Origin of the sequence: Billgrantia sulfidoxydans (assembly GCF_017868775.1) — a bacterium.
Lineage (GTDB): Bacteria > Pseudomonadota > Gammaproteobacteria > Pseudomonadales > Halomonadaceae > Halomonas > Halomonas sulfidoxydans.
Genome location: NZ_CP053381.1, coordinates 2,547,247 through 2,563,912 on the forward strand (window position 1 = coordinate 2,547,247; position 16,666 = coordinate 2,563,912).

Below are 16,666 nucleotides of genomic sequence, written 5' to 3' on the forward strand. Positions count from 1 at the left end.
GAGGCTTCGACTTTTAGCATGGGTCTGATCTATATCAAGCATTAGGCCTCCAACCCCGATCCGATCAGGCCCGTACCCTTCAGCGGCGCTCTCCCGGTGCCCCTCAAACATGCTATCGTCAGCGCATTGACCGAATGGGCCATCAGCACAAGGAGAGACCTCATGTCTGCCTCATCCGAGATCCAGAAAGCGCGGGTCATCAATGAACTGCGCGGTTTCATCAAGAAGCTGCTCCAGGAGCCGCAAATCCTGGAGCGTTCCCTGGAGATCGCCCGCCGCCACTATGGCGAGGGCAATGCGGAAGGTGCCCAGGCTCGCATCGCCAACGAGATTTCCGACACCACCAGCGTGCACATTCCCGAGGACCCGCAGGAGCACTCGGAAGCCGACAAGCTGTTCCTCGAACTGCTCAAGGAGGTGATCAGCGAGGAGAAAGCCCTCTACTGAGCGGGTTGGCATGCCGAATGGGCGCCTCGTGCCCGTTCGGCGCCTCCACGAACCGGGCGCACGCCTGACCTACGCTCTGATATAATGGCAAGCAATTGTTTTCCAAAACCTTTACAAGTACTTGCCAATGTATTACCTGCTGAAGCTGTTTCCCGAGATCACCATCAAGTCACGCTCCGTGCGTCGCCAGATGACGCGCTGCCTGGTCGGCAACATCCGCAACGTGCTGCGCCCACTGGGCGATTCGCTTCGCGTTCAGGGCGGCTGGGATGCCTTGAAGGTTCTGGTGCCTGACGATGCCTCTCCGGATTGGCTGCGTCAGCTGGAAGGCCTGTTGTGTCGTATCCCCGGCATTCACGAGGTGCAATGCGTCGAGGAGGTGCCGTTCGTCTCCTTCGCCGACACGACCGAGCGGCTACTGCCGGTCTGGCGGGATGCCATCACGGGCCGAACCTTTCGCATCACGGTGAAACGCCGGGGCCAGCACGCTTTCACTTCGGAGGATCTCGAGCGCCACCTCGGAAGGGAGCTGCTCGATGCCGCGCCAGGCTCCAGGGTTCAGCTCAAGTCGCCGGACGTGGACGTGCGGGTGGACGTGGTCGAGAGCCGCCTGCGCCTGGTGCGCCAGCGCTGGCCGGGGCTGGGGGGGTATCCCCTGGGCCTGCAGGGGCAGGCCCTGGCGCTGATCTCGGGTGGCTACGACTCACCGGTCGCCGCGTGGAAGATGATGCGGCGCGGCATCAAGACCCATTTCCTGTTCTTCGAGCTCGGTGGCGCCGGCCACGAAGCCGCCGTGCGCGAGGTCTCCGCGCACTTGTGGGAGACCTATGGCCGTTCGCACCGGGTGAAGTTCTTCTCGGTGCCGTTCGAGGGCGTGGTGGCGGAGCTCCAGCGCAGCATACCCGACGGACTCATCGGCGTGGTGCTCAAGCGCATGATGGTGCGGGCAGCGAGCCGCATCGCTACGCGCGCGCGCATCCCCATGCTGGTGACCGGAGATGCCATTGCCCAGGTCTCGAGCCAGAGCCTGACCAACCTGGTGCTCATCGATGACGCCTGCGAGATCCCGATCCTGCGGCCGCTGATTGCCGAGGACAAGCAGTCGATCATCGATACCGCCCGCCAGATCGGCACCGCCCCCTTTGCCGAAGGCATGCCGGAGGTGTGCGGCGCCGTCTCCCAGCGACCCAATACCCAGGCCCGTCACGACAAGGTCGTCGCCGCCGAAGCAGATTTCGATTTCAGCGTGCTGGAGGCCGCGGTGGAGCTGGCCGTATTGACTCGCTCCGACCAACTCCTGGAGCCGCTGCCCGACAGTGAGCCCCGGTTGGAGGTGGTAACCGACCTGCAGGACATGGCTGGCGCATCCGATGTCAGTGTGATCGACATTCGCGCACCGGCGGAGCGTGAAGCGGCACCGCTCAAGCTCGATCAGGTCGAGTGCCTGGAGATTCCCTTCTTCGAGCTTCAGTCACGCGCCGCGGCCCTGCCCGACGACCGCCGCTACCTGCTCTACTGCGACCAGGGCGTGATGAGCCGCATGCAGGCCATGCACCTGCATGATCGTGGGCTGTGGCACTTCGGGGTCTATCGCGCTCGATGAGCCCTACATGAAAGGCTTGAGCCGGCGAATTTCAGCGCTGGCCGGCCTGTTACAAATTCTTTTTTAGCAACCACTTTATTGCCCCGCTGGACTGCGCTAAAACGAAATTAACAGGTCGCGGTCGGTGGGAGTGGCGCATGGGTGCACGCAGGTCTTCGTCACGCCGGGATTCGTCTACCGTGGCGTGGCTAGACAACGGCGAGTCGCTCGAGAAGCGCTCGCCCTTCATTCAGGAACCGAAGCTCGCTCCGGCCCCGCAGGAAGCGCCGTCCCATCGGTATCTCTACCTGGTGCTGGGGATCTTGCTGCTGCTGTTCGGCGTGTCGCTCGCCACGCTGCTGGTCGCCGAGGCCAAGACGTCGCATTTCCAGGCCCAGGAGTTCTCGCGCTATGCCGCGACCCTGCGCTATACGCTCGAACAAGGTAGCAGCAGCCGAATCCAGTTTCCCGAGCATGGCCCCTTTGACCAGCGCCTGGGCTATACCCAGCTACCGGCGCTGGAAGCGCGCCTGCTATCGCGCGGTTATGAGATCACCGAGCAGGCACACTTCTCGCATGCGCTGCTCGACTATACCCGCCGCGGCTTTTTCCCGCCCTACACGGAAAAGACCCAAGCGGGCCTGACCATCGAGGAGTGCCGGGGCGACACCCTCTATCACTTCCGCCACCCGCAGCGTCAGTACGCCAGTTTCGACACCATTCCCGCGGTCGTGCTACAGACGTTGCTGTTCATCGAGAACCGGGAGCTGCTGGACGAGAGCACGCCTTACGCCAACCCCGCCGTCGATTGGCCGCGCTTCACCAAGGCGGCCCTGTCCCAGGTCGGCCGGGCCCTGGACCTGCCCGGTCAGGCGGCAGGAGGCAGCACCCTGGCCACTCAGCTCGAGAAGTATCGCCACTCTCCCCAGGGCCGGACCTATTCGTCGAGGGAAAAGCTGCGCCAGATGGTGTCAGCCAGCGTGCGCAGCTACCAGCATGGCCCCCAGACCTTGACGGCTCGCCAGGATGTGGCGCTCGACTATCTCAATACCGTGCCGCTCTCGGCCGCCCCCGGCTACGGCGAGGTACATGGCATCGGTGATGGCCTGTGGGCGTGGTTCGGTACCGATTTCGATACGTTCAATCGACTCCTCACTACGGATGACGGAGGCGGCCATGCGCAGCAAGGGCTGGCGCTGCGCCAGGTCGTGGCACTGATGATCGCGCAGCGGCGCCCCTCCTGGTATCTGAATGGCGGTCGCCAGGCGCTGGAGGAACTGACCGACAGCTACCTGCGATTGCTGCGACAGGAGGGGGTGATGTCGGATGCCCTCGCTCGAGCGGCGCTGGAACAGCGCCTGACCTTTCGCGATGACAGCGTGACGCCCTTCAACCTGCGCATCGAGCCGGACAAGGGGATCCAGGTGGCGCGTCAACGCCTCGGGAGCATGTTGGGCATGTCCTTGTACGACCTCGACCGCCTCGACCTCAGCGCCCGCACGACGCTCGACGCCAGCCTCCAGCGCGACGTTACCGCCTACCTGCATCGCCTGGCAGACCCTGAGTACGCCGGCGAGATCGGCCTGCTGGGAGAGCGCCTGCTCTCGCCCGGACGTACCCAGGACGTACGCTACAGCTTCACCCTGTTCGAGCGCAGTGAAGACGGCTTCCTGGTGCGTGTGCAGACCGACAACACCGACCAGCCCTTCGACATCAACCAGGGCAGCAAGCTCGAGCTCGGCTCCACCGCCAAGCTGAGGGTCCTGGCCACTTACCTGGAGGTGATTGCCGAGCTGCACCAGCGTCATGGCAGCAAGAGCCCCGAGATGCTGCGCGCGGTCGAGACCGACCGCCAGGACGTGCTCAGCCGCTGGGTACTGGATCGCCTCATCGAGACCCCCGGACTGACTCTCGACGAGCTGCTGGCCATGGCCATGGAGCGGCGTTACTCGGCAAGCCCCGCGGAAGCGTTCTTCACCGGCGGGGGACGGCATACGTTCAGCAATTTCCGCCGTGAGGACAACGGCCGCAACCCGACGCTGACCGAAGCCATGCGCGAGTCGCTCAACCTGCCCTTCATACGCCTGATGCGCGACCTGGTACGCTACAGCACACACCTCAACGAGCATCGGACCCAGTTGCTGGAGGACGATAGCGATCCGCGGCGCCTGGAGTATCTGCGCCTGTTTGCCGACCGCGAGGGGCAGACCTTCCTGCAGCGTTTCTGGCGCAAGTACCGTCAGCAGACCAGCGACGAGCGCCTCGTCACCTTCCTCGAGGGGCTCAATGCCTCGGCGCCACGCCTCGCCGCGGTGCACCGCTACCTGTTCCCGGAGGCCGGTCGCGAGGAGTTCGCCGCCTTCCTTGGGGTCTGGCTGGCCGATGCCGCCCGCCCGAGCGAGCGTGAGATCGATACGCTCTATGAGCGCTACTCGCCCGGCAACTATTCACTTACCGATCAGGGTTATGTGGCTCGGGTGCATCCCCTGGAGCTGTGGCTGCTGGGCTACCTGCTCGATTATCCCGACGCGAGCTTCGCCGAGGCAGCCGCGGCCAGCGCCGACGAGCGTCAGGAAGTCTATGGCTGGCTGTTCCGTACGCGACACCGCAGTGCTCGCGACGTGCGCATTCGCACCATGCTCGAAGTCGAAGCCTTCCTCGACATCCATGAGCGCTGGCAACGCCTGGGCTATCCGTTCGATCATCTGGTACCTTCGCTGGCCACCGCCGTGGGATCGTCGGGCGACCGCCCAGCCGCACTGGCCGAGCTGATGGGCATCATCCTCAACGATGGCGTCAGGCAACCCACGCTGCGCATCGATGAGCTGCACTTCGCCGCCGATACCCCTTACGAGACCCGCTTCCTGCCCGCTCCCGACCGTGCCCAGCGGGTCATGGCCCCCGAGGTGGCAGCCGTGCTGCGCGAGACGCTATCGCAGGTCGTCGAGGGCGGCACCGCCAGGCGCCTGCACGGCAGCTTCACGCTGGAAGATGGCACGCCGCTGGTGCTGGGCGGCAAGACCGGCACCGGCAACAATCGTATCGAAACGGTGGGCCGCGGCGGCCAGGTTACCAGTTCACGGGCGCGCAACCGTACCGCCACCTTCGTCTTCTACCTCGGCGAGAACCACTTCGGCACCCTCACCGCCTACGTAGCGGGCAGCGCCTCGGACGACTTCCGCTTCACCTCCGCGCTGCCGGTTCAGGTACTCAAGGGGATGGAGCCGATACTGCGCCCCCACCTTGAGCCCGGCACGGGCAGCTGTCCTCCCATACCACGCGACGAGTACCATTTTGCCGATGACGGCGAAGCGGATCCGACGCCCGACGATGCCGGCGGCGACTCCTCCTCGTCGCCGGACCTCGCCCTGCGATAGCCCGGGTGATGTCCTCGGCGTTGCCATGCACTCCCATTCGGCTCAGAACAGTCCCAACTGGCGATCGGTCAGACTGGCAAAGTCATCGCCGAGGAAAGGCAGGATGGCGTCGGCCACCGGCTGTAGCTGGCGGGTGAGATAGTGCTGGTAGTCGATGGTGGAGCGCCGCGCCTCGAGCGGCTCCGGCCCCGCCACGGTGATGACGTAGCGAATCCAGCCACCGTGCTGGTACTGCCGAGGGCGCCCCAGGCGGTCGTTGAGCTCGTCGGCCATGCGCGCGGCGCGCACGTGGGGCGGCACGTTGCGACGGTATTCGTCGAGCCGCCGACGCAGGCGCCTGCGATAGACCAGCCGCTCGTCGAACTCACCGGCCAGTGTGCGGCTCACGTAGTCGCGCAGATAGTCACGATAGGGTTCGCCGACGAAGATGCGCCGGTATAGCTCCTGCTGGAAAGCCTTGGCCAGCGGTGTCCAGTCGGCGCGCACCGTCTCCAGTCCCTTGAACACGACGTGTTCGGCGCCCTTTGCATCACGCACCAGCCCCGCATAGCGCTTCTTGCTGCCCTCCTCCGCGCCGCGGATGGTGGGCATCAGGAAGCGTCGAAAGTGGGTCTCGAACTGCAGTTCCAACGCGCTGACAAGGCCGTATTCCGTTTCGAGATGCTGCGTCCACCAGCAGTTGACCCGCTCAGCCAGGCGTTGACCGATGGCCCGGGCCTCTGCCTCCTCATGGGCACTCCCCAGCCAGACGAAGGTGGAGTCAGTATCGCCGTAGATCACCCGGTAGCCCTCGGCTTCGATCAGCTCCCGGGTACGGCGCATGATCTCGTGGCCGCGCAGGGTGATCGATGAGGCCAGCCGCGGGTCGAAGAAACGGCAGCCTCGCGAGCCGAGCACGCCGTAGAAGGCGTTCATGATGATCTTGAGGGCCTGGGAGAGAGGCGCATTGCCCTCGCGCTTGGCCGCCTCGCGCCCCTGCCATACCCGCGCCACCATCTCGGGCAGCGCATGCCGGGTGCGCGAGAAGCGGGCCCCGCGGAAGCCGGGTACCGTCTCGGGCTCGGGCGCCTCCAGCCCCGCCACCAGGCCGACCGGGTCGATCAGGAAGGTACGGATGATCGAGGGGTAGAGGCTCTTGTAGTCCAGCACCAGCACCGAATCGTAGAGCCCCGGCCGCGAGTCCATGACGAAGCCGCCGGGGCTGTCCTGGCCGGCCTCGCGGCCGTGGGACAGACTGGGCGCCACGTAGCCCAGGCGATGCATGCGCGGCAGGTAGAGATGCGAGAAGGCCGCCACCGAGCCACCGCTGCGATCGGCCGGCAGCCCGGTGATGCTGGCCCGTTCGAGCAGGAAGTCGATGAGCTCGGTCCGCGCGAAGATGCGCGTCACCAGTTCGCAATCCTTGAGGTTGTAGCGCGCCAGCGCCGGCTTGTCCTCGGCGAACATGCGGTCGATCGCTTCCATGCGCTGGTAGGGGTTGTCGATCGCCTTGCCCTCGCCGAGCAGCTCCTGGGCGACGTTCTCGAGGCTGAACGAGGCAAAGCGCCAGGTGGCCTGGCGCAGCGCCTCGATGCCGTCGACGATCAGGCGCCCGGTGGCGGCGGCAAAGAAGTGATTGGGGTTGCTGCCGTGGGCACGCCAGCCGAGGGGTTCGCCACCGCGCCCGAGCCGCAGCGGCACCCCGAGTCGCTCGGCGTGCCGCTGCAGGATGCGCAGGTCGAACTGCACCAGGTTCCAGCCGATGATCGCATCCGGATCATGCCGGGCCATCCAGCCGTTGAGACTCTCCAGCAGCGCCTCGCGACTTTTGCAATAAGTGAGGGTGAAGTCGCGCTGCCGTTCGGCCTCACCGCCCTGCCCGTTGGCGGGCCCCAGCATGTAGACCTGGCGCTCGCCGCAGCCCTCGAGGGCAATGGAGTAGAGCTCGCCGCTGGCGTTCGTCTCGATATCCAGCGAGGCCAGTGCCAGCCGGGGGCGGTATCGCGCTGCTGGCCTGAGCTGGGCTTCGCCAAGTGTGCCGTCGGCATCCGCCCTTCCCGAGAACCACACCGGCGCGGTGATGAAGCGCTCCATCAGGTAGCGTTCCGGCGGTCGCACGTCGGCTTCGTAGACCTCGATGCCGGCCTCGTCCAGGCGCCTGGCGAGGTGCATCAACTGGCGATGCTGGCGACAGTAAAGGCCGAACACGGGCCGGTGCTGGAAGTCGCACAGCGCCAGCGGGCGCAGCTCGACGTCGCGCTCGCCGCGCAGCAACGCCTCGGCCCGGTCGCGCTGCTCGGCGGGCACGAAGGCCACCGAGGGCTGCAGCGGCAGGCGCACATGGCGTGGCCCGGCGTCGGTGGCCAGCCAGAACGAGACCTCAGTGCCGGCAGCCGACTCCCGCCAATGCCGAGTCAGCACGAACCCCTGCTGTTCCACCGTCGCCTCTCGCCCTGTCCGCTCGTGCCGTCATGGTACCTCTGCAGGCTCCTTTCTGTCGCGGATCAGGCTCCGCCTGGGTTCGTCAACGATTCAGCACGGCACGACACGCAGGCGGCAGGGTACAACTCGGCAGAGGATAGGCTTCCGGGCGAGGCGTCGGAGCCAAGGCCTGACAGCCGTCTCCGGGAGGCGGCGGAGGCTGGTCGGCGCACTCCGTCTGGCCCGGTGGGCAGCGCAGGCGTACGTGGAGATGCTCATCGTGAGAGTGCCAGGGGCGGATCACACGCAGCCATGAGCGGTCGTCCCATTCCCGCTCGCACAGGTCGCGCTTCACCGCGGAGTCGACGAAGATCCGCATCACCCGCGGGTCGTCAGCTGCCTGGCGAATGAGCTCGGCATGCTGGTCCGTCCAACGCTCGTCCAGGCGTTGGCTGCGTGGATCCACCAGAATTGGCTGCTCGAGCTCATCGCGCTCGCTGCGCTCGAGGAACGGCAGGTCGAGGCGAAACCAGATGTCGACGTCGAGTCCGGTCTGGTGGCTGACATGGCCGTAGGGCATCGGCCCACCGCGCGGCTGGGCCATGTCACCCACCAGGATCGGGCCGAAGCCGGCTTTGCTGATGCGCTCGCCCAGGCGCTCGATGTAATCGACGAGAGAGGGGTGTCCATAGTGGCGGTTACGCTTGAGATCCACCGCCTGGTAACCCTCCCCCTCTTCGGGCAGCCGTTCCGCACCGGCGATGCAACCGCCATCGTAGGGGCCGATGACACGCGGCGGGCCGGACAGTGGTTCGTTGACGTCGGCCCAGTCCGCCGGCGTGGTAGGCGACGAGGCGGGGGATTGGGCAATGGCGCTCGACATGCCCCCGGCGATGAGGGTAGCCGACAACATGACGCCCACGAAACGTGGGCGTCGGCTGAGGTAGCGTAACAACATCGGAGGTTCATCCTTGCCAGACGGTAAATTTCCTCATTCGCGTTCTTGCAGGGCTAGCCATTCAAGGCCGGGGCGATAGAGCATGTCGTGTTCGCCATCGAACAGCGCCAGCTCGGTCGGCCCCGACTGCAGATGCAGCAGGACCGGTGCCTCGGCGTCGTCGAAGCGCTGGTAGTCCCGCTGCTGGTGCAGCGACACCTCGAGCAAGGCGTCGGGTATCTCCCCGCTCTCCATGATCGCATCGATATCCTCCCGGGACAGGCGCGCCTCCTCTTCGACCAGGTCATTGTAGGCGTGCAGCGCCTGTTCGACCGGCACGGTCTCGTCGTCGATACCATGCGCGATCAGCACACGGATCTTGCCGGCCACGTCAGGCACATGCGCCTTGGGGCTCCGCTGTCGGCACTCTTCATGGGCCTCGCCGCCCTCCTCCGGCACGCCACCGCAGGCCTCGGCAATCTCCTCGGCATACTTCTCGCCCTGCCGCTCGTTCCATTCATACCAGCTGACGAGATCGTAGACCGGCACCCAGGCGGCCACGCCGGCGAACGTATCGGGATGCCGGCTGGCCAGGTGCAGCGCGTTCATGGCGCCACCTGAGTAACCCAGCAAATAGATACGCGACTCGTCCACGCGGGCGTTCTCGCGGGCGTACTCCAGTGCATCTTCCATGTCGGAAATGACCAGGTCGGAGGCCGTTGATTCAGGGTGACCATCGTTGGGGCCACGAAAATCGGGGTGCATGAAGGCCCAATCGTTGGCCACGGCGAACTGCGCCAGGGGAATATCAATGTTCTGAAGGTAATCGGTACTCCAGCTGTGCAGCACCAGGAGCAGCGGCCGCTTCTCCCCGCCGTCCGGCGCGTAGAACAGTGCCGGCTGCTCGTATTCGTCCGCCGAGGCGGGAATGGTGACGTCTTCCACCTCGGGAACGTATTCCTGCCAGGTGTCAAGTTCGGCATCGATCAGCTCGCCGGGGAAGTCCGTTACCACGAGATGTTCGCTGGGATGCTCCAGCCCGGCCTCGTCTCCCGCCTCGGTTCCCAGTAGGCGGTTCGATTCCGGCTCCCGTGGCTGCGCTTCGCCAACGCTGGCCTGGAGAACGACGAAGAGCATCGCCAACAACAGGATCACGCCGCCCACCCGCGCGCCGGGAGCCGACTCATGGGAAGAAGCGCCTGCCAACGGACGTAGGGTGCGAAGCAATGGATGTAGTGGAGTGAGGGCTTTTCGTTCCATGGCATGCCTCCTGACAGCGACAGGTTCCTTGACGTTGTCTCCCCCAGTCTAGGCGGTGAGGCGGGCGGTGCCAGGTGCCCATAACGAACCGGCCCATGCCGAGGCATGGGCCGGTAGTGCCGTTGCTTTACCCTGGCAGGGGCTCAATCACACGGCACGACGGCGCGGCGCGTATCCTTGGCCCACAGGGTCTGGCCATTCGGCGTTTCGCCGTGAGCGTTCCAGGTCTCGGTGATTTCCACACAGTAGGAGCCGAGATCTTCGACGGTCTTCTCGGGATTGGCGGGTTGCTCTTCGCTGATGCGCATGATGTCGGGATTCGAGCTGGTATAGCGCGGGGCGACGGCGTTGGTGCCACAGCCAACCAGCAGGGCGGCTGCCATCAGCAGCGGAAGAACGTTGCGCAGTTTCATCGTATCATCCTCAGTCGGTCGTTCGGCGATCGGATGATGCGTAACCTGCGGTGCATGAGGCGTACCTGGAGCCCATCCTTGGGTTCACTCGTCTGCATTGTAACGAAGCACATGGCCGATCGCACCCTTTAGCCACTTCGCTCGGGAGGTCCGCTGCGCTCGGGTCCGCTTGACCGGGTTCCCGGCTCCTTCACCCCTGCGAGGCTTGGTAGTGTTGCGCCGTCCGCCCCATTCACCACGCTGAAGGAGCCGTCGGTCTCCAGGATGACGGCACCGACATCGGCTAGTTCGGCCTTGCCGGCGGCACGTACCGCCGCGCGCACTTCATCCTCGGTGACACGCGCCTGCCGCATGGCCTCAGGCAGATAGCCGCCGCGAAAGAACAGCAGCGCCGGCTCGCCGGTCACCAGTTGGCGCACCCAGCGATAGCGGACACTTGCCCAAGTCACCAGGTATTGCATGCCGATGAGAAGACCGAACGCCAAGATGCCCTGGGCCAGGGTCACGTCCTTGCTGAGCATGACCGACGCCAGCACCGAGCCCAGCGCGACGGTCACGACCAGATCGAAGGCGTTCATCTTCGATAGCGTGCGCCGGCCGGATACACGCAGCAGGAATACCAGCCCCACATAACCCAGCACGCCAAGCACCGCCGTGCGCAGCAGCGCCTGCCATTGATCGAAGAAAATTGGATCCACACTTGCCTCCCTCGTAGCCGTATGGGATCAGCCTAGCGCACAGAATCCAGCCGCATGGTGCTGAACGCCCCTTCCCGCCACCGGATGCAGTGGCGCGCCAACAGGGATACAATCGAAAGCCTGTTTTTCTTGGGAATTCCAGAGCCGATATGTCGAACTCAACCAGCGCCCCGCGCAAGATCCTGGTCACCAGCGCCCTGCCCTACGCCAACGGCTCGATTCACCTTGGCCACCTGCTGGAGTACATCCAGACCGACATCTGGGTGCGTTTTCAGAAGAGCCGCGGCCATGAGTGCCACTACGTGTGCGCCGACGACGCCCACGGCACCGCGATCATGCTGCGCGCGGAGCAGGAAGGCATCTCCTCGGAAGCCCTGATCGAGCGCGTCTCCAGGGAGCACCAGGCCGACTTTGCCACCTTCGGGGTCGCCTTCGACAACTACCACTCGACGCACTCCGAGGAAAATCGGCATTACAGCGAGCTGATCTATACTCGCCTGCGCGAGCACGGCCATATCGCCACCCGCGATATCGAGCAGATGTACGATCCGGTCAAGGGGCTGTTCCTGGCCGACCGTTTCATCAAGGGGACCTGTCCCCGGTGCAAGACCGCGGATCAGTACGGCGACAACTGCGAGGCGTGTGGCGCCACCTACACCCCGGCGGAACTGATCGATCCCGTGTCGGCAATTTCCGGCGCCACGCCCGAGGTGCGCAGCTCCACCCACTACTTCTTCAAGCTTCCCGATTTCGCCGACTTCCTCAAGCAGTGGACCCGCGGCGGCCACGTGCAGACCCAGATCGGCAACAAGCTGCAGGAGTGGTTCGAGTCCGGCCTCAACGAGTGGGACATCTCCCGCGACGCGCCGTACTTCGGCTTCGAGATCCCCGACGCCCCGGGCAAGTACTTCTACGTCTGGCTGGATGCGCCGATCGGCTACCTGGCCAGCTTCAAGAACCTGTGCGAGCGCACCGGCATCGACTTCGATGCCTTCTGGAAGAAGGACAGCGAGGCCGAGGTGTATCACTTCATCGGCAAGGACATCGTCTACTTCCATGCGCTGTTCTGGCCGGCCATGCTGCACGGCGCCGGCTTCCGCACCCCCACCGCCGTGAACTGCCATGGCTTCGTCACCGTCAACGGGGCCAAGATGTCGAAGTCGCGTGGCACCTTCATCAAGGCAGCCACCTATGCCGAGCACCTGAATCCCGAGTACCTGCGCTACTATTTCGCCGCCAAGCTCACCTCGCGGGTCGACGACCTGGACCTCAACCTCGAGGACTTCGCCGCCCGGGTGAATGCCGACCTCGTCGGCAAGGTGGTCAACATCGCCAGCCGCTGCGCCGGGTTCGTCAAGAAGCTGGGCGACGGCCGGCTCTCGGCCCACTGCGCCGAGCCGGAGCTGGTCGCTCGCTTCATCGCCGCGGGTGATGGCATCGCCGAGGATTTCGAGGCTCGCGAATTCGGACGCGCCGTGCGCAAGATCATGGAGCTGGCCGATGAAGCCAACACCTACATTGCCGACAAGGAACCGTGGGTGCTGGCCAAGCAGGAGGGCCGCGAACAGGAGGTGCTCGACATCTGCTCGGTGGGCATCAACCTGTTCCGCCAGCTGATGGTCTACCTGGCGCCGGTGGTGCCGGCCATGGCCCAGCAATCGCGCCAGTTCCTGCAGTTGGAATCGCTCGACTGGGAGAGCCGTCACGAGGTGTTGCTCGACCACGGAATTGCCAAGTTCAAACCGTTGATGACCCGCGTCGAGCGGGAGAAGATCGATGCCATGATCGAGGCATCGAAGGAGGATCTGGTGGAAGAACAGAAGCTCAAGGAAGCGGCCAAGGGGCCGCTGGCCGACGACCCCATCGCCGAGCAGATCGCCTTCGACGACTTCGCCAAGGTCGACCTGCGCATCGCCCGTATCGCCAAGGCCGAGTACGTCGAGGGTGCCGACAAGCTGCTGCAGCTCACACTCGACCTGGGCGGCGAGTCGCGCAACGTCTTCGCCGGCATTCGCTCGGCCTATGCCCCCGAGGCCCTGGAGGGTCGCCTGACCGTCATGGTGGCCAACCTGGCGCCGCGCAAGATGCGCTTCGGCGTCTCCGAAGGCATGGTCCTGGCTGCGGGAGACGACGACGGTATCTACCTGCTGTCGCCGGATTCCGGCGCCGAGCCCGGCCAGCGCGTCAGGTAGATCGCCTTCGCCCATGAAACTGCGCGGCCTCGGTCGCGCTTTTCATTACTGAAGGAGCACATAGAGCCAAGCTTCGACGCAGCGTGGGCAAGCACAGGCACTTTTCGGTCACAGCCTAAGTTCCACTAAAGTTTTGTAATCCAGAGCCGAAATATCTTGTAAGCAATCACCTACACCGGTGCCAATACCTCTGACACCCGGGGTGGCGGCACATGAAACAGGCATGCCTCATGACGACAGTGCTCACTTCGTTGCGTAATCGTTTCCTGCTGTCGTTGTGTGGCGTGCTGTGCCTGGCCCTGCTGGCCCTGGTGCTGATTGCACGCTACCAGATCATGCCGATCCTGCTGGAAGACGAGGAAACCTTTGCCAGCGCCGAGCTCGACCGGGCCGAACGCGCCCTGGGCAGTGAGCTCAACCACATGCGTCGCCTGGTCGAAGATTGGGCCTACTGGGACGATTCCTTCGACTTCGTCAGCGGGAAGCGGCCCGAGTACGTCGACTCGAACCTCTACGAGGATACGCTCGAGACGCTCGATCTCGAGCTAATGCTCTTTCTCGACGCCGACCGGGAAGCCTTCTGGGTGGTCGGCTACGACGAAGAGGGAGAATTCACCTCCTGCCCGGGCGTGGCGCCCCCCTGCGATTGGGCCGAACCGGCCAGGGACTTTCTCGTCCGCCACATCGAGCAAAAGGCGGACGATGCCACCGACACCTGGCTGCTGGCGCAATCCGAGCTCGCCATGGCGGCCCTGTCACCGATCCACCAGAGCCGGGAAGCGTCGCCGGCGGCCGGCTGGCTTGCCATGGTGCGCCCGTTCAATGCCCCCTGGATCGAACAGCTGCGCGATACCACCGGCATCCAGATGGAGCTGAGCCCCGTGCCGCAGCAGGAGGGCCCTATCCAATACCTGGAGCGCGTCTCGCCGACGCACATGGCGGCACAGCGCCTAATCCCGGCGCTGCCGCCGAACCGCGCCGTACGCATCGACGCCCTGCTGCCCCGCCAGCGTTATCAGGCAAGCCTCGAGACCTTCCGCTTCGCGCTCTACTGGACCGGCGGCGTGCTGATCGTCACCCTGCTGATCGTGCTGTGGCTGCTCGAACGCATGGTGCTGCTGCCGCTGCGCCAGTTCACCCACTACACCCAGCGTGTCCACCGGGAGGTCGTACTCCCGGCCATGCCCGACAGTCTCGCGGCGCGCCACGACGAGATCGGCACCCTGGCGCGGGAATTCCGCCACCTGCTCGACCATCAGCGCAAGCAATCCGAACAGCTGCTGGAGCTGAGCCAGCATGACCCCCTGACGGGCGTGGCCAACCGCCGGTTGTTCGATGAGCGCTTCGCCGAGGCGCTGAGCCTGCGCAGCGCCCGCCACCGCACCTCGGCCATGATGATCGACATCGACCATTTCAAGCTCTACAACGATCATTACGGCCACCAGGCCGGCGATATCTGCTTAATGACCCTGGCGCAGTGCATGGAAGACTGTCTCAAGCCCCATGGGTTCCTCGTGGCCCGCACCGGCGGCGAGGAATTCAGCGTCCTGCTTCCCGGCACCTCGCTCGATATCGCGTTAGCCCACGCCCGCGAGCTGCTGAAAGCCATCAATGCACTGGAGATGCCGCACGAATTCTCCCCCACCAGCACCAGCGTGACCGTCAGCATTGGCGTCGCCGCCCACCAAGCGGACATGACGACCCCGTCCGACATCATGCGGGCCGCCGATCAGGCCATGTACCAGGCCAAGACGGGCGGGCGTAACCGGGTCGAAGCCTATCGCACCAGCGACCAGCTCAGCCCGGTCGAGCGTTAGAAGCGCCAGGGGGAGCAGGACGGTATGCCCGTGCCGGGCCGCCGCGTATAATGTCCGGCCGTCAGCCTCCGCTGGCACCCCACCTGCGCCCTATCAGGAGACGACGTGACGGGCCACAGCACCTTGATCGATGCCATCGATGCGCTGCTGCCGCAGACCCAGTGCGGCAAGTGCGGTCATCCTGGCTGCCGCCCCTACGCCGAGGCCATCGCCGCAGGCGAACCGATCAACCGTTGCCCTCCCGGCGGCGAGGACACCGTCGAACGCCTGGCCGAGCTGACAGGCCGTCCACCCCAGGCCTTGGAGCAGCCAGCCCAGTCACCGCTCGCAGCGGTCATACGCGAAGCGGAATGCATCGGCTGCACCAAGTGCATCCAGGCGTGCCCGGTGGATGCCATCCTGGGCGCCAGCAAACGCATGCACAGCGTGATCACCGCCGAGTGCACCGGCTGCGAGCTGTGCGTGGCGCCCTGCCCCGTCGACTGCATCGACCTGGTTCCCCACCCCGAGTGGCAGGCCGCCGCCGATGAGGCCGAGCGCCAGGCATACCTGGCGCGGCGGGCGGAGCTGGGACGACGGCGCTATCAGGCCCGCCAGCAGCGCCAGGCACGCCTGGCGCGGGAGAAGCGCCTGGAGCGGCAGCGCCGCCTGATTCGACAAGGGACGCGCGACACTCGCAGCGGCCCGGTTCCACAGCAGCGCCAGCGCCAAATGGCGGTTAAAGCCGCCGAACAGGCAGTGCGCCGGGCTCGCCAGCAGTTCGAGAGCGCCCAGCGACGGCATGATAGCGAAGCCTGTCGCCAAGCCGAGGCGCAGCTCGCACGCGCCACCGCCCTGCTCGAGGAGGCCCGCGCCTCCCTCGCGTCCGATTCACCGTGAGCGTGCCATCGAACGAGAACCCCGCATGAACGCCCAGAAACGCTACGAGATCTTCGCCCGCCTGCGCGCGCACAACCCCGAGCCGACCACGGAGCTCGACTGGAGCACGCCGTTCGAGTTGCTCACCGCCGTGCTGCTCTCCGCCCAGGCCACCGACGTCGGGGTCAACAAGGCCACCGCACGGCTGTTCCCGGTAGCCAACACGCCTCAGGCCGTCATCGACCTCGGCCTCGAGGCGCTCAAGGAGCACATCAAGACCATCGGGCTCTACAACACCAAGGCCGAAAACCTGATCAAGACCTGCCGCATCCTGGTGGAGCGGCATGGCGGCGAGGTACCTCGCACCCGCGCCGAGCTCGAGGCGCTACCCGGCGTAGGACGCAAGACCGCCAACGTGATTCTCAACACCGCTTTCGGCGAGCCGACCATTGCCGTGGACACGCACATCTTCCGTGTCTCCAACCGCACCCGGCTGGCCCCGGGCAAGAACGTCGACGAGGTCGAGCAGAAACTGCTGCGCCACGTGCCCCGTGAGTTTCGCCGCGACGCGCATCACTGGCTGATCCTGCACGGGCGTTACACCTGCGTGGCCCGCCGGCCGCGCTGCGGTAGCTGCGTGATCGAGGATCTCTGCGAGTACAAGGAGAAGGTGGATATCGCATAA

Annotated in this window: 12 protein-coding genes; 7 read left to right on the forward strand and 5 right to left on the reverse strand. The window is 65.3% G+C overall.

All coding sequences use genetic code 11. From position 1 onward, the window contains the following. Positions 1 to 162 precede the first annotated feature (162 nt). The 3 genes from HNO51_RS11775 (at position 163) to HNO51_RS11785 (ending at position 5,406) form a co-directional block, all read left to right on the forward strand. The gene (locus tag HNO51_RS11775) at positions 163 to 447 is read left to right on the forward strand and encodes a hypothetical protein (protein WP_209537510.1); all 285 of its coding nucleotides are present in this window, start codon (positions 163 to 165) and stop codon (positions 445 to 447) included. 127 nt (positions 448 to 574) lie between these two features. Beyond that, positions 575 to 2,050 carry a tRNA uracil 4-sulfurtransferase ThiI gene (gene thiI, locus HNO51_RS11780; RefSeq protein ID WP_209537511.1) on the forward strand — a complete coding sequence of 492 codons (1,476 nt, stop codon included), beginning with the start codon at positions 575 to 577 and terminating at the stop codon, positions 2,048 to 2,050. Positions 2,051 to 2,187: 137 nt separating this feature from the next. Then, positions 2,188 to 5,406 (forward strand): biosynthetic peptidoglycan transglycosylase, encoded by a 3,219-nt coding sequence (locus HNO51_RS11785; protein WP_242597107.1) that lies wholly within the window; start codon positions 2,188 to 2,190, stop codon positions 5,404 to 5,406. A 42-nt stretch (positions 5,407 to 5,448) separates the two neighbouring features. Here HNO51_RS11785 and HNO51_RS11790 read toward each other — a convergent pair whose 3' ends face one another. The 5 genes from HNO51_RS11790 to HNO51_RS11810 form a co-directional block, all read right to left on the reverse strand. Continuing rightward, the gene (locus HNO51_RS11790; protein ID WP_209537512.1) at positions 5,449 to 7,824 is read right to left on the reverse strand and encodes a DNA polymerase II; all 2,376 of its coding nucleotides are present in this window, start codon (positions 7,822 to 7,824) and stop codon (positions 5,449 to 5,451) included. An 85-nt stretch (positions 7,825 to 7,909) separates the two neighbouring features. Continuing rightward, a complete protein-coding gene (mepA, locus tag HNO51_RS11795) occupies positions 7,910 to 8,764 on the reverse strand; it encodes a penicillin-insensitive murein endopeptidase (protein WP_209537513.1) in 855 nt (284 codons plus the stop codon). Between the two features lie 33 nt (positions 8,765 to 8,797). After that, positions 8,798 to 10,003, reverse strand: coding sequence for an alpha/beta hydrolase family protein (locus HNO51_RS11800; RefSeq protein ID WP_242597109.1), 1,206 nt, complete (start codon positions 10,001 to 10,003; stop codon positions 8,798 to 8,800). A 143-nt stretch (positions 10,004 to 10,146) separates the two neighbouring features. Beyond that, positions 10,147 to 10,416, reverse strand: coding sequence for a hypothetical protein (locus tag HNO51_RS11805; protein ID WP_197447540.1), 270 nt, complete (start codon positions 10,414 to 10,416; stop codon positions 10,147 to 10,149). Positions 10,417 to 10,544: 128 nt separating this feature from the next. After that, a complete protein-coding gene (locus HNO51_RS11810) occupies positions 10,545 to 11,114 on the reverse strand; it encodes a DUF421 domain-containing protein (protein ID WP_197447541.1) in 570 nt (189 codons plus the stop codon). A 149-nt stretch (positions 11,115 to 11,263) separates the two neighbouring features. Between HNO51_RS11810 and metG the strand changes: the two genes are divergently transcribed. The 4 genes from metG to nth all read left to right on the forward strand — a co-directional run bounded on the left by metG (position 11,264) and on the right by nth (position 16,666). Continuing rightward, positions 11,264 to 13,306, forward strand: coding sequence for a methionine--tRNA ligase (gene metG / locus HNO51_RS11815; protein ID WP_197447542.1), 2,043 nt, complete (start codon positions 11,264 to 11,266; stop codon positions 13,304 to 13,306). Between the two features lie 230 nt (positions 13,307 to 13,536). Beyond that, the gene (locus tag HNO51_RS11820) at positions 13,537 to 15,123 is read left to right on the forward strand and encodes a sensor domain-containing diguanylate cyclase (RefSeq protein ID WP_197447543.1); all 1,587 of its coding nucleotides are present in this window, start codon (positions 13,537 to 13,539) and stop codon (positions 15,121 to 15,123) included. 105 nt (positions 15,124 to 15,228) lie between these two features. Further along, positions 15,229 to 16,002: an electron transport complex subunit RsxB gene (gene rsxB / locus HNO51_RS11825; RefSeq protein WP_209537514.1), complete on the forward strand. Its 774-nt coding sequence runs from the start codon at positions 15,229 to 15,231 to the stop codon at positions 16,000 to 16,002. Between the two features lie 25 nt (positions 16,003 to 16,027). After that, positions 16,028 to 16,666, forward strand: a complete 639-nt coding sequence (nth, locus tag HNO51_RS11830; protein ID WP_197447545.1) for an endonuclease III — start codon at positions 16,028 to 16,030, stop codon at positions 16,664 to 16,666.

What these genes read in the sequence shown, in the direction of transcription:
- HNO51_RS11775 (WP_209537510.1), top strand. Translation starts at nt 163, where the DNA reads ATGTCTGCCTCATCCGAGATCCAGAAAGCGCGGGTCATCAATGAACTG.
- thiI (WP_209537511.1), top strand. Translation starts at nt 575, where the DNA reads ATGTATTACCTGCTGAAGCTGTTTCCCGAGATCACCATCAAGTCACGC.
- HNO51_RS11785 (WP_242597107.1), top strand. Translation starts at nt 2,188, where the DNA reads ATGGGTGCACGCAGGTCTTCGTCACGCCGGGATTCGTCTACCGTGGCG.
- mepA (WP_209537513.1), bottom strand. Translation starts at nt 8,764, where the DNA reads ATGTTGTTACGCTACCTCAGCCGACGCCCACGTTTCGTGGGCGTCATG.
- HNO51_RS11800 (WP_242597109.1), bottom strand. Translation starts at nt 10,003, where the DNA reads ATGGAACGAAAAGCCCTCACTCCACTACATCCATTGCTTCGCACCCTA.
- HNO51_RS11805 (WP_197447540.1), bottom strand. Translation starts at nt 10,416, where the DNA reads ATGAAACTGCGCAACGTTCTTCCGCTGCTGATGGCAGCCGCCCTGCTG.
- metG (WP_197447542.1), top strand. Translation starts at nt 11,264, where the DNA reads ATGTCGAACTCAACCAGCGCCCCGCGCAAGATCCTGGTCACCAGCGCC.
- HNO51_RS11820 (WP_197447543.1), top strand. Translation starts at nt 13,537, where the DNA reads ATGACGACAGTGCTCACTTCGTTGCGTAATCGTTTCCTGCTGTCGTTG.
- nth (WP_197447545.1), top strand. Translation starts at nt 16,028, where the DNA reads ATGAACGCCCAGAAACGCTACGAGATCTTCGCCCGCCTGCGCGCGCAC.